The sequence below is a fragment of the Bradyrhizobium sp. UFLA05-153 genome, from assembly GCF_054185185.1.
The window spans coordinates 26,700-41,291 of record NZ_JBBIAM010000058.1; the positions used below are offsets into that span (position 1 = coordinate 26,700).

Consider the following 14,592-nt stretch of genomic DNA (forward strand, 5'->3'; position numbering starts at 1 on the left):
GGACCCAGCTAGGCCCCGGCTCAGCAGCGCATCACTTTGTGCTGCGCTGCGTCCGGGGCACGAGAGTAATCGACAAGCTACGCCATCACGCGCTGCGGCAGCAGCTCGGCGATCTGCACGGCGTTGAGCGCCGCGCCCTTTAGCAACTGATCCGCCGCCACGAACATCGAGATCGAATGCCCCGAGGGATCGCTGAGGTCCTTGCGGATGCGGCCGACGAGGACGTCGTCCTGGCCCGAGGCGTCGATCGGCATCGGGAAGTAGTTCTTGGCGCGGTCGTCCACGACCTTTACGCCGGGCGCCTGGGCCATGATCGCGCGGACCTGGTCCTCGGTGATCGGCTTCTCGCATTCGAAGGTGATGGCCTCGCAATGGGCGCGCAGCACCGGCACGCGGACGCAGGTGACGCCGATGGCGATCTTCTCGTCTTCGAAGATCTTGCGCGTCTCCTTGATGACCTTGGTCTCCTCGTCGTTGTAGCCGGTCTCTGGATCAACGGCGGTGTTGTGGTTGAAGAGATTGAAGGCGTAGGGGTGCGGCATCACCCTGGGCGTATAGACCTGCCCGTTGAGATTGGCGCGGGTGGATTCGACGAGCTCCTCCATCGCAGCAGCACCGGCGCCGCTGGCGGCCTGATAGGTCGAAATGATCAGCCGCTTGATACGGTTCTTCTGGTGGATCGGCCACAGCGGCACGAGTGCGGTGATCGCGGCGCAGTTCGGGTTGGCGATGATGCCCTTGTGGTCGCGGATGCGGCTCGCGTTGATCTCGGGGATCACCAGCGGCACGTTCGGATCCATGCGGAAGGCGGAGGAGTTGTCGACCACGACGGCGCCGGCCTTCACCGCGATCGGCGCGTACTTCTTCGAGATGCTGCCGCCGGCGGAGAACAGCGCGATGTCGACGCCGTCGAAGGAGCGCTCGCCCAGCTCCTCGATCACGACCGGCTGGCCGCGGAACGACACCGTCTTGCCGGCGGAGCGGGCGCTGGCCAGCGCCTTCAGCTTGCCGACGCGGAAACCACGCTTGTCCATGGTGGCGATGAATTCGGCGCCCACCGCACCGGTGACGCCGACAATCGCGACGACGGGATCGTTACTCACATTCTCCTCCATTTCAGTTGAGCATGATCTTGTCGGAAAACCGGAGTCCACTTTTCCGGATCGTGCTTTGCAGGCATAAAAAAAGCCCCGGACCACGAGGGCGGGGCTTCGGTTGAGCTGATGCGTAAAGTCGACGACTACGCGCGCACGCCTCCCCGGGCCCCGAAGGCCGTGGTGGTTTTCGTCGTGCGTTTCGTCGCGGTCATCATGGCGGCGACTTATGCGGGAGAGTTTTGCCGCCGTCAACGGCTTTTCAGGCAGATCCGGGCTGTAACTGAACGGGCACCTGGTATTACCGCCGGCTCGCGGCGCCGGGCGGCTCGAGGATGACCTCCTTGAGGTCGTTGCCGCTCATGACGACGATCGCAAAATTCAGCCGGCCGCCCTCGCGGACCATGCCGCCGCTGATCGCCTTGCCCGAGGCCGCGTGCTCGGCCACGCGCACGGCGTCGGCCAGCCGGTGCTGGATGGTCTTGAGGGTGGCGAGGTTGCTGCGGTCATCGGCGTCGAACTCGTCGAGCGGTGAGGCGGCGGCGCCGCCGACGATCTTGCCGGTTGTGGCGTCGATCGCGTGTTGCCAGACGCGGTCATTATGCAGGGTCTTCACGCGGTAGACCGGCGAGGCGGCGGCGCCGTCGAAACTGACGTCGGCCGTCGTCGAGCCTGCATGCTGTGCCTCGGCGATCGCCATCGCCTGCCTCAGCGAGATCGCGGAGCCGCGGAACCGCGCGAGCTCGCGCTCGACCGCCCGCTGATCCAGGACGGCGCCGTCGTCGGCCTCGCTCCGAAGCGAGGCCCGCGCGTCGATCGATGCCGTGGTCGCATAGACCGGGGCAGGGAGCAGGACCGCCAACAGGGCGAGCACGAGCAGTGATTTCCAGCGTTTCGGAGCGCGCATCGGTGCCGTCATCGTCTTCACCCCGTGCGGAGGTGCAGGAAAGGGCGCGGCCGGCCGGGGGCAACTGGCCGGCCGCGGAGCGTTGCAACAGCGTAGGATATTGCAGCGATCAAAGTCTTAAGAACGGTGCGGGCCTGCCAGGGGCTAGGAAGGCATCAGCCCGAACCTTGCTTATAACTAAACCATACCGTATCGTTTTATTTCGAGCAAGGCGCAATTGGCCGCACGGCGGGGATAACCGGTCACGAATCTGTCAGCGGGACGGGCGGCGCCGAACCGCGCCTTTGGACGCGGCCTGGACGCGGCCCGGGGGGCCGAGCGCACCGGCCAAAAACAGCCGGATTGCCGAGCGCATGCGCTTTTCGGCCGTCTTCATCTCAAGCGGCGTGCCGAACGTCGCCATCCGGTGGGTATGGCCGACGACCACGTCGAGAAAGACCTCGGCCGCGATGCCGGTATCCTCGAGGTCCATCGCTCCTTGCGCGACCAGATGATCGAAGAACCGCGCCGTCGTGGAGACGGCCTTCATCCAGCCTTCCTCTTTCCCCAGCTTGGCGATGTCGGGAAAGTTGATGGCTTGTGACGTCATCATGCGGCTGAAGGCGACGGCGTCGGGACCGCAGGTGAACATCAGCATCTCGCGCCCGACCTCGACCAGGCGCTGCTCGACCGAAATGTCCGAGGGGCGCGTAAGCTGCACTTCCGCAGCCTCGGCAAGCGGCGCCAGCCAGCGCGCGATCTCGCGCCTCAGGACCTCGGCAAACAAACCGCGCTTGTCACCATAGCGCGCGTACACTGTGGGCTTGCTGACCCGGGCCGCTTCGGCCACGGCATCGAGCGAGGTCGCGTCATAGCCGCGATCGAGGAACAGGCGCGTCGCGACCTCGATCAGCCGCTGGTCGCGCTCGATGGCGGCGCTCTTGGTCGGCCGGCCGCCGCGCGATTTCGGGACTTCCCGTTTCGCCGCTCTCGTCTTGATCGCAGTCAATCCCATGCCCAATGATTCCTGCGCGGTCGTGATCGTCGTCATCGCTCTATAACGCGCAGCAAGAGGGGCGTCACCGCGAATCTGGCCGAATCGGCCGCATCATCAACCGTCTCGGCAACGCGCCGTTCCGCCGGGGCTTCCGCGGCCTTAGGGAAGCGTCGAGCTCCAGGCGCGGCCGGCAGCCGCCTTCTCGTACCCATACTGATAGAGCGCGCGCATATAGGCTGTGTCGAACCCTTGCGAGGGCGGCGACGGATAATCGCGCTCGATATAGGACAGGTGAAAGCCGAGGTGATTGCGGCGCGCGAAATCGTAGGTCGAGAAGATCACCGAGCGCGTCTGCGACTGGGTGATCGAGGACAGACTGCGCGAGGCGACCTCGATCGTGCCGTTGGGCACGAGCTCGAAGGTGCGCTCGATCTTCTTGTTGACAAGGATGTAGATGTTCACCCGGCTGTTGCCGGGCAGACGCCCGTGGAACAGCAGGTCTTCCGGCAGCGTCAGGACCGGCGCGGTGACGCCGCCGTCGACATGCATCTCCTGAAAGCGTCGGCCCTGGCCCTCGGCCTCGATCAGGATCGGCGGAAACACCAGTGGAATGCTGGCGGAGGCCGCCATCACGTCGCGAAACAGCTTGAGCGCCTCGGGCGTGCCGAGTGCGGCGATTTTTCCCATGTCCCAGACGGCGGTGCGCTGGGTGTCGAGGTCGGTGGTCACGACGAGCAGCTTGCGGCCCTTGGCATGCTCGCGCGCGACCTGGGCCAAAATCTCCGGCCCGACATAGCGGGCGACGAGCTCGCGCAGCCGCGTGTTGCCGAACAGGCCGGATCCGAACAGCACGCGCATGATGCTGGGATCGCTCAGCAGGCTCTCCGCAATACCGCTGGTGTAGAGCTCCCTGAGCGTGTCGTCGTATTGCGGTCCAAGGAACGCGAACGGCGCAATGAGCCCGCCGGTGCTGACGCCCGAGACGACCGAGAAGGCGGGGCGCGTGCCCGCCGCGCTCCAGCCGTTCAGCACGCCGACGCCATAGGCGCCGTCGGCGCCGCCGCCGGACAGCGCCAGATAGGTCGTGGTCGCTGCGGTGTCGTCCTTGCCGGCGCGGAATTTGCCGATGGGCTCGTCGGTGTAGCGGCGCAGGCCGTCAATATCGAGCACGCGCGAGCTGCTTGCATCGGCCGCCGTATAGGGCGTCCGCGGCAGGGTCGTGCACCCGGCCAGCGCCAGGCCGCAGAGCAGCGAGGCCCGGCGGAGCAGGCGCATGCCCGCTCTGCCGGTCCCGCCGTTGAACGGGATCGATCCGGTCAAAAATGAAGGGGGAGGCATTCGCCGTCAGTCACCACACACGCACGCGCCGCCGGCGTCATCGCCCGCGGCATTCCCATCCAGCCCTTGATGCTAAAACTATACGGTATCGTTTTATTTAACAAGTGGAAGGCTGGGGCCGTCGCAGGGCTCTATTGTGTCGGACCTGGGGCATGGCCCTGCGCATTGGGCGGTTGATTGGCTCCCGCCGGCACGTAATAAGCAGCGCCATGAGTCTTCCCAATCATTTCGAACTGCTCGCAACCGATGGCACTGCGCGCACCGGCCGCCTGACCACGCCCCATGGCGTGGTGCGCACGCCCGCCTTCATGCCGGTCGGCACCGCGGGCGCCATGAAGGGCATGCATTGGCGCGAGGTGCGCGAGGCCGGCGCCGACATCGTGCTCGGCAACACCTACCATTTGATGCTGCGTCCGGGCGCGGAACGCATCGCGGCACTCGGCGGCTTGCAGAAGTTCACCGGCTGGAACGGCCCGATGCTGACGGATTCCGGCGGCTTCCAGGTCATGTCGCTGTCGGATTTGCGCAAGGTCAGTGAGAAGGCGGTCACCTTCCGCTCGCATATCGACGGCGCCAAGGTCGAATTGTCGCCCGAGCGTTCGATCGAGGTGCAGCGCTATCTCGGCTCCGACATCGCCATGCAGATGGATGAATGCGTGCGGCTGCCGGCCGAGCGTGACGACATCGAGCGCGCGATGCGCTTGTCGTTGCGCTGGGCGGAGCGGAGCAAGCGCGCCTTCGAAAGCGCGCCCGAAGGCTACATGCTGTTCGGCATCGTGCAGGGCGGCGACATTCCGTCGCTGCGGCATGCGAACGCGCAGGGGCTGGTCGAGATCGGCTTTCACGGCTACGCGATCGGCGGGCTCGCGGTCGGTGAGCCGCAGGATGTGATGCTGGCGATGATCGACGAGACCGCGCCGGCGTTGCCGTCGGAACGGCCGCGTTATCTGATGGGCGTCGGCACGCCAGATGACCTTCTCGAAGCCGTGAAGCGCGGCATCGACATGTTCGATTGCGTGATGCCGACGCGCAATGGCCGCCACGGCGTCGCCTTCACGCGCTTCGGCCAGGTGAACCTGCGCAACGCGCGCCACGCCGACGATCCGCGGCCACTCGATGAGGAGAGCGCATGGCCGTCGGCGCGCAACTACGCGCGCGCCTATCTTCACCATCTCGTCAAGTCCGGCGAGACGCTCGGCGCCATGCTGCTGTCAGATATCAGTATCGCCTACTATCAGTCCCTGATGCAGGGCATCAGGGACGCGATCGCACACGGTAAGTTCGAAGAATTCTATCAGCGTACGCGCGAAGATTGGGCAAGGGGCGACATCGCTCCACGCTAGAGCATGGTCCGGACCCGAAGGGCCACGTTGGCGGAAAGTGTGGAGCGGTCTCCCCCGCGACAAACGCAAGGCGTTGTCGCGGAGATCATGCTCAAACAAAAGAACTCAATTGCAAGTGTACGGTTTGACCGAATGCTTGGTCACGAAGCCATAGCCACAGGTGTCGCAGGTCCAGAGATAGCTGATCAATTGGTCCGAGACATAGGCGGAGGCTTCGGCGGCGACCATGGAGTCGGCGCAGACGGGACAGGTGGGCAAGTCGCTGCAACGTGGATCGCGGCTACGCGCGACGGTCGACAGGACTTCAGCAACTGCTGACATCGTGAGACCTCCCTGCTGTTGGACGTTAGTCTAACATAAGCAGAGTTCGTTGACGAGGTCGCAACACAAATGCGTTGGTTTTCTGATATTTAATCTTCGAGCGATTTTGCGGTGCAGCGAATTGCAATGCATCTCATTGTTGCTTGCGTGTCGTCGCACGCTGTCTCTAACTGAACAAGATCGCTGACAAAGCGAACATTGTTGTCATAGGGAGTTCATCATGGACGCATCGTCCACCACGGGTGCAGTGCACTCAGCCGGCCGCGGCCGGGTTTATGACTCGATCGTCGATGCTTTCGGCGACACGCCGACCGTGCGGCTGCGCCGGTTGCCGGGCCTGCAAGGGGTGAACGCGACCATTCTCGCTAAGCTGGAATATTTCAATCCGGCCGCCAGCGTGAAGGACCGCATCGGCGCGGCCATGATCATCGCCATGGAAAAGGCCGGCATCATCAAGCCGGATACAGTGCTGATCGAGCCGACCTCCGGCAATACCGGTATCGCGCTCGCCTTCGTTGCCGCCTCGCGCGGCTATCGTCTGAAGCTGGTGATGCCGGAATCCATGTCGATCGAGCGGCGCAAGATGCTGGCCTTCCTCGGCGCCGAAATCGTACTGACGCCGGCGGCACAGGGCATGAAGGGCGCGATCGCAACCGCCGAGGAACTGTTGAAGACGACGCCGAACTCGGTGATGCCGCAACAGTTCAAGAACCTCGCCAATCCCGAGGTGCACCGCCGCACGACCGCGGAGGAGATCTGGAATGACACCGGCGGTAATATCGATTTCTTCGTCGCCGGCGTCGGGACCGGCGGGACCATCACGGGCGTCGGCCAGGTGCTCAAGCCCCGCAAGCCGTCCTTGCGGATCGTGGCGGTCGAGCCGGAGGAGAGCCCGGTGCTGTCAGGCGGTCAGCACACCCCCCACAAGATCCAGGGCATCGGCGCGGGCTTCATTCCCGACATTCTCGATCGCTCGGTGATCGACGAGATCGTGAAGGTCAACTCGACGACCGCTATCGAAACCTCGCGTGCATTGGCGCGACATGAGGGCATCCCCGGCGGCATCTCCTCGGGCGCAGCGATTGCTGCCGCGCTTCAGATTGGCAAGCGGCCGGAAGCTGCGGGAAAGACCATCCTGGCCATAGTGCCGTCTTTCTCCGAGCGGTATCTTTCCACGGCTCTGTTTGAGGGAATCTAGCACATGGCGGATCAACCGAGGCGGCCGCGCACCCTGGGCGATGCCAGGACCGAGGCCGAAGCCGCGTTCAAGAAGGTGACCGCCAAGGTCGCCGAGGCCCCGCCGAAGAAGAACGTCGCGCCTGGCATCAAGGAGCAGGTCACGCTGCGGATCGATCAGGACGTGCTGGAGTTTTTTCAGCAAGGCGGCCCCGGCTGGCAGGACCGCATCAACGAGGCGCTGCGCAAGGCGGCGGGGAAGTAGGCGCCAGCTGCCGGATCGGGGCGCCGAAAGCCAGCCCACTGTCGAACTCAGAGAACCTGCGACAGGAACCGCTGCGTTCGCTCGTCCTTGGCCGCCGTAAACAATGTTTCCGGCGGCCCGTGCTCGACGATCACACCGCGATCGGTGAAGTAGACGTGATCGGCGACCTCGCGGGCGAAGTTCATTTCGTGGGTGACGAGGATGCATGTCATCCCATCCTCGGCGAGCTCCCTGATGGTCACCAGGACCTCCTTGACCGTTTCCGGATCGAGGGCCGCGGTCACTTCGTCGAACAACATGATGTCCGGCCGCATCGCCAGCGAACGGGCGATGGCCACGCGCTGCTGCTGTCCGCCAGAGAGTTCGCCGGGATAGGTGTCCTCCTTGCCCGCGAGCCGCACCTTGGCGAGCAGCGCGCGGGCGCGCGCTTCGACCTCGGCGCGCTTCTGGCCGAGCACATGGATCGGCGCCATCATCACGTTCTGAAGCGCGGTCTTGTGCGGGAAGAGGTTGTACTGCTGAAACACCATCCCGACCTTGCGGCGCAGCGCCAGCTTGTCGAGCCTGGGATCGGACACCTCGATGCCCTCGATCTGAATGCTGCCGGACGTGATCGGCTGGAGCGCATTGATGCAGCGGATCAGCGTGGATTTCCCCGATCCGGACGGGCCGATGATGCAGATCACCTCGCCCTTCCTGACCGAAAGGCTGATGCCTTTCAGGACCTCGAGGGCGCCGAACGACTTCCTGACGTCGACGCATTGAACGATGGGCTGATCCGGAGTCCAGCTCGTGGCCATGCTCTGCTTCCTCAGCGTACGCGGAACCGGCGCTCGAGACGAGCGGTCCAGACGTTGATCGGATAACAGTAGAGAAAGAAGCACAGCAGCGCGAAACCGTAGAGCGGTGCGAACAGCTCCGGCCTGCCGCCTTCGGCGGCATGCACCTGCGCCGTCAGGGTGAGCATTTCCGAAACACCGACGATCGATGCCAGCACCGTCGACATCGCGACGATGGCATAGATGTTCATCCACGGCGGCAGCATCCGCTTGATGCATTGCGGCAGCATGATCAGCCACATGGTCTGGCGCCGCGTGAAGGAGAGCGATTCCGCCGCCTCCCATTGCGTCGACGGAATGGAGCGGACGGCGCCGCGCACGACCTCGGCGACATTCGCCATGACCGGCAGGGCGAAGCCGACTGTCGCCTTGATCCAGTCCGGCAAGGGGATGGTTGTCTTGAACATTGTGACCTGGAAGGGCACCAGGAACATCACGAAGAACAGCAGCACCAGCCAGGGCGCGTTGCGGAAGAATTGCGTGACGAGCCAACTGACGGCGGCGAGCAGCCGGGACTCCGACAACAAGGCGAGACCCAGGCCAAGCCCGGCGATGGTGCCGAGCAGCATGGACAGCAGGGAGATCAGGATGTTGAAGGCGAACCCGCGCAGCAGCAGCGGCGACCACTTCACGATGACTTGCAGCGGCGACAGCATCGCCGGTCCGGTCTGCGCCCACGCCGTCGATGCGGCCATGATGACGCAGAAACAGAGGATCGCTGCGGGCAGCGGGCCGATCCGGACGGACATCTGGGCCGGTGCGGGACGATACGGCCGAAGGACGGCAAGCCTGTGCCCGGTCTCGGCGGTCGTCATCGCGCATATCCGGGGATGTGCATCGCTCGCTCCCAGCGATGCATCAGCCAGACGAGGATCCCGACAAGGATGCCGTAGGTCGCCAGCAGGACGACCATCATCTCGAACACATTCTGCGATTCCGACCAGATCTGCTTGACCGCATACAGCGTCTCGGGAACGGCGATCGCGTAGGCGAGGGTGGTCGTCTTGAGCAGGTTGACGAGGTTGTTGTTCAGGGCCGGAAGGCAGACACGAATGGCCAGCGGAAGGACGATATGGATGTAGGCCTTGAGGCGCGTGTATCCGAGCGCCTCTGCGGCTTCCAGCGTCGTTCTCGGCACCGCCTCGATGCCCGAGCGGAAGATTTCCACGTTGAAGGCGCCCGCGAACAGCGACAGCGAAATGATCGCCCACTGCACGTTGCTGAGCAGCGGCACGCGCATGCCCGCCGCCTCGACGGCCGGAAGCATGGTGCCGAGGCCGAAATAGAAAAAGAAGAGCTGGACCAGCGGGGGCGTGTTGCGGAACACCACGACGAAAGCATTGACGGGCAACCGCAGCAACATCGATGGACTGCCCTGCATCAGGGCGCCAAACGCACCGATGATGAGGCTCAGCAGGATGGTCGTGACACTCAGAAGCAGCGTCATCTTGAGGCCGCTGAAGTAGCGGCCCCAATCATAGGCGTCGTAGAACACGGAGAAATTCAGCCCCGTCGTCTCGTAGAGCCGCTGAAACCAGTCGCCGATTGCCTGCATGTTGCGCGACACCGAGATGTTGAGGCGATGCCTCGTATCAGTGCATTGGTTCGACCTGTTCGGAGCGCAGGACCGTTCTGGCGCTCCGTCTCATGCGTTCATTTGTCCTTGAATTGCTCGTGCATCGAGAGCGAATACTCGGTCGGTGTAATGCCCCACTTCTTTTCCGTCGCCACGATGAAGCCGGTCTTCATCCAGTCCTTTGTCGCATCTTCGAGCATCTTCTGAAGACTGGCGTTCTCGAGCGCGACGGCGATCATCCATGGCGATGGGAGAACGCCTTTGAGCGGGAGATCGTAGTCCGTCTTCCACTCGTCCTCGAGGAGTTTGCCTTGCAGGAAAGTCTGATCGTAGACATAGCCGATGCAGTTGCCCTGCTTCATGGCGAACAAGGGCTTCTCCGAGCCGTCAAACGCAACAATTTCGGGGCCGTAGGATTTGGCGACGTCCTTGTTGTACCAGGCTCCCGACGTGGCGCAGACGGGTTTTCCCTTGAGATCGGCCCAGTCCTTGATGCCGGCCTTCTTGTTGAGAAGGATGTTCACATAGTCCGAATAATACAGTGGTTCGATGGCTTGAACGACGCGGCGGCGTTCCGGCCTGTCCGACATGGTTGCGATCAGCAGGTCAACCTTTCCCTGCTGAAGAAACTCGATCCTGTTCGAGGCTGCGACCGGAACGAGCTCGAGCTTGACGCCGAGGCGCTTGGCAATGTCCGCGGCAAGATCCGGCTCGATGCCGACTACATTGCCGGTGGGATCGCGGAAGCCGAAGGGCTTGTAGTCGGCCTTGACGCCGACATTCAACGTGCCGCGCTGCTTGATGGCATCGACGCCGTCAGCTGCCTGAGCGCTGCCGAGCATCAGCAGCAGCGTGGCACTTGCCATCGTGGAACGGACCAGCTTCTTCATCGGATGACACCTCCAGAATTGCAATCACGACACGCGTCGGTTTTTCGCGGTACAAAGTTCGTGCCAGATCTCACGAAAATCGGGAGACGGAGAACGGGCTGAGGTCGATCGCGCTTCGACCGTCGGTCACCATCGCGGCTGCGACGTTGCCGATCCCTGCCGAGTGCTTGAAGCCATGACCCGAGCAGGCCGAGATGACGAAGACCCTGTCCTGGTCGGGATGTCGGTCGATGATGAAGCCGCGATCGGGCGTCACCGTGTAGAAGCAGGCGGCTGCCAGTGCGACGCGCGGCGTGGCGCCCGCGAGCCGTCCCTCGACGTGCCTCCGGTACATCTCAGCCGACTCCCTGGGATCGACGGTGCGGTCGATGGTGTCGGCCGTCGTGCTGGTCTCGTACTGTTCGGTCGCGACCTTGAGGCGATGGTCGCCGGGCAAAGGCGGGAAACCGTAGAGGTAATCGACGTCGGTCGCGCCATGCATCCAGATGAAGACGGGGGCGTTGGCGCGATACGCGCTGGTGTCGTCTAGCTCGTACCAATGCAGCACCTGACGCTTCACGGTGAGCACGCGGTCGAACGGCGCGCCGAGCAGGTGCACATTCCAGCCGCCGGCCGACACCACCACCTGGTCCGCCTCGAAGGCGCCTGAGGACGTTTCCACCCGAACGGAGGCGCCTCCCTGCACGATCGAGAGAACCTCGACGCCGGTGCGTATCGTTGCGCCGAGTTGCTCGGCGCGCGTCAACTGCGCCTTGATGCAGCGCTCCGGAAAAACATATCCCCCGCCGGGCTCGTAATAGGCCTTCTCGTTGCCCTCGAGGTTCAGGAATTGCGGAAAGCGGTGAGCCACTTCTCGCCCGTCGATCACTTCATGCGCGATCCCGAAGTCACGCGCAGCTCCAATCGAGCGTGCGACGAAATCGGGTTTGCCGTGGTGCGACGTCTCGCCGACACCGGGCGCCATGACGACGAGGCCGCATGGGTTCAATAGTTCGGCGGACATCTCGGCTTCGAGCTCACGCCAGATTCGGTGGGTATCCAGCACCAGGGGCACGTAATCGCGGCCTTCGCCGACCGCCTGCCGGGTGATGCGCGTTTCGCCGTGGCTGGATCCCATCGTGTGGGGCGGGGCGAATCGATCGAGGCCGACCGCCTTCACGCCTCGCTTGGCCAGTTGATAGAGCGCCGCGCTGCCCATGGCACCGAGGCCGATCACCAGAATATCCGCTTTCTCGCTCATCGATCGGGACTGCTTAATTGTTAGGACCGCCTGAATTCTGCTTTCAGATACGGCTCTTCTACAAGGATAATTCATGTAATGAAGGAAATTTGCATCTTGATATGACTTTTGCTTAAGTCGTGTCGATGCACCCACTCGTTCCAGACCTTCGAAGCCTCCAGATCGTCGCCGCTGTCGCGGACTCCGGCAGCATGCTGGAAGCGTCCCGCCAATTCGGGATGACGCAGTCGGCCGTGTCGCAGGCGGTCCGGCGTGCGGAAGCCGCCGTCGGTGTCGCCTTCTTCAACCGGACCCGCAGGCCGCTGACGCCGACCCGGGCGGGGCGCATCCTTGCCGACCGCGTCCTCGATCTGAACCGCGACCTCGACGTGCTTCTCAGCACGCTCAGGGCCGCGGCAGAACAATCCGAGCGTGTTGATCTCCGGCTCGGCCTTGTCGACTCCTATGCCGGCACCGTCGGCGCGCACCTCGTCAAGGAGCTGATGTCGGGGTCGATTGCGCTGAGCCTGTCTGCATGGTCGGGTCTTGCTCATTCTCACGCGGAGGCGCTCGTGCGTCGCATGATCGACGCGGCGATCACATGCGACGCCATGGACGACCTCTATGATGTCGAGCGCTTTCCGTTCTACCGCGAGCCGTATCTGCTGGTGGTCCCACGCGGACTGGAATCCGGATTTGCCGATCTGGATTTGCGCGAGATCCTCGCCCGGCATCGTCTGGTCCGGCATAGCGAACGCTCCTATGTCGGTGCGCAGGTCGAGCGCCAGCTGAGCCGCCTCGGCATTCGCCCGCCACGGGCCTTCGAGTTCGACACCTCGGACAGTCTGGTCGCGATGGTTGCGACCGGCATGGGTGTGGCGATCACCACGCCGCTGTGCCTGCTGCAGGGGCTCGCTCACGCAGCTCAAGTCAGCGCTCTGCCCTTGCCGGGCCCTGGATTTTTTCGTGAGCTGCTGCTGGTCACCCGCCAGGGCGATCTTTCGTCCCTGGCGCCGCGCATCGCGGAGATGGCGCGAACGAGCATTACGACGCAGGCGATGCCGCGCATCCGGGCTCTCGTGCCCTGGTTCACCCAGGACTACTAGCCACGAAAGAGCCCGGCGGTGAGCCGGGCTTTTCCGTTCGATATCTGGCCTTGCGTCTTACCGCCGCAACATGCCGCCCACCACGCCGCCCATGACACCGCCGATGAAGGCTGCGCCGGCGGCATCGCCGCTGCCGCTGCGCTGGACGGGCGCAGGCGCGCTGGCAGTGTTGCTGGGGGCGCGACGAGGAGGCTGCTGGCTACTGGCGGTCGGCGCTGCTGTCGCGACGATCTCGGACAGCAGGGCCTTGTGCTGGAGCTTGTTGAGATAGCCCGACACCGGATAGCCGCGGGCGGCCTGCCAGCGCTTGATCACGGAGCGGGTCTCGTCGGTGAACACGCCCGTGAGCTTGGTGTCAAAACCGAGCCCGGTGAGGCGGTGCTGCACGTCGCGGCGCGAGCCCTTGTCGAGCCCGATTTGGTCCTCGGTGAGCTGCGTGGCTTCATCAGTGAAGGTCGCGGGGTCAACGCCGGCATTGAGGGTACGCGTCGTCGTCGACGGACCGCTCTTGATTGCCGCGATCCGCGCCAGCGCCAGCGCCTTGAACTGGCCGTTCGGATAGGCCGAGAGATAGGCGTTGAGCTCTTCCGGCTTGTTGGATTCCTTCACCGAGCGCCAGTACTCGAGCTCGACATTGGCCGCGTCCGTATTGCCGCTCGCGGCGGCCGGGGCTGCGCCAGTCGCGGTCGGCGCCGCGTTGGCCACCTGCTGGCCCTGCTGCGACGGATTGAGATAGACGGCGCCGATCAGGTTGGTGTGGCCCCAGGGTAATTGACCCTTGTGGGTCTCCTCGTTGACCTGGGCACGCACCGACGTCATCGCCTGCTGGATCTCAACCCCGGGCTTGGTGATGTTGTCGATCAGCGCGCGGGTGAACGGGCTGTTGTTGCCTTCCTGGCCGTCGAGCGCCGTTTGTCCGGGGCCGGTCGCGAACGCGATCAGCGTGCCTTCGCCCGACTTCATTTCGGCGAGGCCGGTCTGGACGTTGACGCTGCGGGTCGCCGAGTTGGACTTGATCTTGGCAGCGAACGGATTGTCGCGGCAGGCATCCAGGAATACCAGCTTGACCTTGGCATCGCCCATGGTCTGGTCGAGCGTCAGGTCGATATTGATGGCGGCCCCTAACTTGACATCCATTTCCGATTTGATGTCGGCATCGACCGGCAGCAGGTAGTTGGTGCCGCCGACGGCGATGCCGTGGCCGGCGTAGTAGAACACCGCGACGTCAGAGCCCTGCGCCTTGCGGCCGAAGTCCAGCAGCTTCTCCGTCATCTGGTCACGGCTGAGGTTGGACCCTTCGATCACCTCGAAGCCGACGTTGCGCAGCGTCGCCGCCATCGCCTTGGCGTCGATCGGCGGATTCGGCAATTGCGCGACGTTCTTGTAGGCGCCGTTGCCGACCACGAAGGCGACTCGACGGTCGGCCTTCGCGGCGCTGACCGACAACGCCATGCAGATCAGGGAAAGGAGGATGGTGAAGTAGCGCATCTGAAATCCCCAACAGAATCGAATTCGAAGCAGCAACGAGATGGGCGCAACTTA

15 protein-coding genes are annotated in these 14,592 nt (G+C 63.9%); 4 read left to right on the forward strand and 11 right to left on the reverse strand.

Annotated elements, in window-relative coordinates; genetic code table 11:
- Positions 1-77: 77 nt before the first annotated feature.
- The 4 genes from Q2941_RS29060 to Q2941_RS29075 all read right to left on the reverse strand — a co-directional run bounded on the left by Q2941_RS29060 (position 78) and on the right by Q2941_RS29075 (position 4,252).
- A complete protein-coding gene (locus Q2941_RS29060) occupies positions 78-1,115 on the reverse strand; it encodes an aspartate-semialdehyde dehydrogenase (RefSeq protein WP_458194516.1) in 1,038 nt (345 codons plus the stop codon).
- A gap of 280 nt (positions 1,116-1,395) precedes the next feature.
- Entirely contained in the window at positions 1,396-2,013 is a 618-nt protein-coding gene (locus tag Q2941_RS29065; protein WP_254112494.1) for a PepSY domain-containing protein, read from the reverse strand.
- Between the two features lie 241 nt (positions 2,014-2,254).
- Positions 2,255-2,995, reverse strand: a complete 741-nt coding sequence (locus Q2941_RS29070) for a TetR/AcrR family transcriptional regulator (RefSeq protein WP_027526926.1) — start codon at positions 2,993-2,995, stop codon at positions 2,255-2,257.
- A 141-nt stretch (positions 2,996-3,136) separates the two neighbouring features.
- Entirely contained in the window at positions 3,137-4,252 is a 1,116-nt protein-coding gene (locus Q2941_RS29075) for a patatin-like phospholipase family protein (RefSeq protein ID WP_254112493.1), read from the reverse strand.
- Between the two features lie 272 nt (positions 4,253-4,524).
- Here Q2941_RS29075 and tgt point away from each other — a divergent pair, with 272 nt between their 5' ends.
- Positions 4,525-5,658, forward strand: coding sequence for a tRNA guanosine(34) transglycosylase Tgt (gene tgt / locus Q2941_RS29080; protein WP_458194517.1), 1,134 nt, complete (start codon positions 4,525-4,527; stop codon positions 5,656-5,658).
- 105 nt (positions 5,659-5,763) lie between these two features.
- Here tgt and Q2941_RS29085 read toward each other — a convergent pair whose 3' ends face one another.
- Positions 5,764-5,979 carry a hypothetical protein gene (locus tag Q2941_RS29085; protein WP_027526929.1) on the reverse strand — a complete coding sequence of 72 codons (216 nt, stop codon included), beginning with the start codon at positions 5,977-5,979 and terminating at the stop codon, positions 5,764-5,766.
- Between the two features lie 220 nt (positions 5,980-6,199).
- Between Q2941_RS29085 and cysK the strand changes: the two genes are divergently transcribed.
- Positions 6,200-7,177 (forward strand): cysteine synthase A, encoded by a 978-nt coding sequence (cysK, locus tag Q2941_RS29090; protein ID WP_458194518.1) that lies wholly within the window; start codon positions 6,200-6,202, stop codon positions 7,175-7,177.
- Positions 7,178-7,180: 3 nt separating this feature from the next.
- Complete coding sequence (locus tag Q2941_RS29095) at positions 7,181-7,420, forward strand: BrnA antitoxin family protein (protein ID WP_027526931.1); 240 nt, start codon at positions 7,181-7,183, stop codon at positions 7,418-7,420.
- 47 nt (positions 7,421-7,467) lie between these two features.
- Here the strand turns inward: Q2941_RS29095 and Q2941_RS29100 are convergent, their stop codons facing one another.
- From Q2941_RS29100 to solA, 5 genes are all read right to left on the reverse strand, one after another.
- Positions 7,468-8,220: an amino acid ABC transporter ATP-binding protein gene (locus Q2941_RS29100; protein ID WP_027526932.1), complete on the reverse strand. Its 753-nt coding sequence runs from the start codon at positions 8,218-8,220 to the stop codon at positions 7,468-7,470.
- 11 nt (positions 8,221-8,231) lie between these two features.
- The gene (locus tag Q2941_RS29105; protein WP_371933147.1) at positions 8,232-9,008 is read right to left on the reverse strand and encodes an amino acid ABC transporter permease; all 777 of its coding nucleotides are present in this window, start codon (positions 9,006-9,008) and stop codon (positions 8,232-8,234) included.
- A gap of 62 nt (positions 9,009-9,070) precedes the next feature.
- A complete protein-coding gene (locus tag Q2941_RS29110; protein WP_027526934.1) occupies positions 9,071-9,814 on the reverse strand; it encodes an amino acid ABC transporter permease in 744 nt (247 codons plus the stop codon).
- Between the two features lie 98 nt (positions 9,815-9,912).
- A complete protein-coding gene (locus Q2941_RS29115) occupies positions 9,913-10,725 on the reverse strand; it encodes a transporter substrate-binding domain-containing protein (RefSeq protein ID WP_458194519.1) in 813 nt (270 codons plus the stop codon).
- Positions 10,726-10,795: 70 nt separating this feature from the next.
- A complete protein-coding gene (gene solA / locus Q2941_RS29120) occupies positions 10,796-11,965 on the reverse strand; it encodes an N-methyl-L-tryptophan oxidase (protein ID WP_254112485.1) in 1,170 nt (389 codons plus the stop codon).
- 125 nt (positions 11,966-12,090) lie between these two features.
- Here solA and Q2941_RS29125 point away from each other — a divergent pair, with 125 nt between their 5' ends.
- Positions 12,091-13,050, forward strand: a complete 960-nt coding sequence (locus tag Q2941_RS29125; RefSeq protein WP_458194520.1) for a LysR family transcriptional regulator — start codon at positions 12,091-12,093, stop codon at positions 13,048-13,050.
- A 57-nt stretch (positions 13,051-13,107) separates the two neighbouring features.
- On the opposite strand, the gene Q2941_RS29130 is transcribed toward Q2941_RS29125, so the two are convergent.
- Positions 13,108-14,538 (reverse strand): caspase family protein, encoded by a 1,431-nt coding sequence (locus Q2941_RS29130; protein WP_027526938.1) that lies wholly within the window; start codon positions 14,536-14,538, stop codon positions 13,108-13,110.
- Between the last annotated feature and the right edge of the window lie 54 nt (positions 14,539-14,592).

Coding starts and splice junctions, on each gene's coding strand:
- Q2941_RS29060 (WP_458194516.1), bottom strand. CDS start 1,115: ATGGAGGAGAATGTGAGTAACGATCCCGTCGTCGCGATTGTCGGCGTC.
- Q2941_RS29070 (WP_027526926.1), bottom strand. CDS start 2,995: ATGGGATTGACTGCGATCAAGACGAGAGCGGCGAAACGGGAAGTCCCG.
- Q2941_RS29125 (WP_458194520.1), top strand. CDS start 12,091: ATGCACCCACTCGTTCCAGACCTTCGAAGCCTCCAGATCGTCGCCGCT.
- Q2941_RS29100 (WP_027526932.1), bottom strand. CDS start 8,220: ATGGCCACGAGCTGGACTCCGGATCAGCCCATCGTTCAATGCGTCGAC.
- Q2941_RS29105 (WP_371933147.1), bottom strand. CDS start 9,008: ATGTCCGTCCGGATCGGCCCGCTGCCCGCAGCGATCCTCTGTTTCTGC.
- Q2941_RS29130 (WP_027526938.1), bottom strand. CDS start 14,538: ATGCGCTACTTCACCATCCTCCTTTCCCTGATCTGCATGGCGTTGTCG.
- Q2941_RS29075 (WP_254112493.1), bottom strand. CDS start 4,252: ATGCGCCTGCTCCGCCGGGCCTCGCTGCTCTGCGGCCTGGCGCTGGCC.
- Q2941_RS29095 (WP_027526931.1), top strand. CDS start 7,181: ATGGCGGATCAACCGAGGCGGCCGCGCACCCTGGGCGATGCCAGGACC.
- Q2941_RS29065 (WP_254112494.1), bottom strand. CDS start 2,013: ATGACGGCACCGATGCGCGCTCCGAAACGCTGGAAATCACTGCTCGTG.
- Q2941_RS29110 (WP_027526934.1), bottom strand. CDS start 9,814: ATGCAGGCAATCGGCGACTGGTTTCAGCGGCTCTACGAGACGACGGGG.
- solA (WP_254112485.1), bottom strand. CDS start 11,965: ATGAGCGAGAAAGCGGATATTCTGGTGATCGGCCTCGGTGCCATGGGC.
- tgt (WP_458194517.1), top strand. CDS start 4,525: ATGAGTCTTCCCAATCATTTCGAACTGCTCGCAACCGATGGCACTGCG.
- cysK (WP_458194518.1), top strand. CDS start 6,200: ATGGACGCATCGTCCACCACGGGTGCAGTGCACTCAGCCGGCCGCGGC.
- Q2941_RS29085 (WP_027526929.1), bottom strand. CDS start 5,979: ATGTCAGCAGTTGCTGAAGTCCTGTCGACCGTCGCGCGTAGCCGCGAT.
- Q2941_RS29115 (WP_458194519.1), bottom strand. CDS start 10,725: ATGAAGAAGCTGGTCCGTTCCACGATGGCAAGTGCCACGCTGCTGCTG.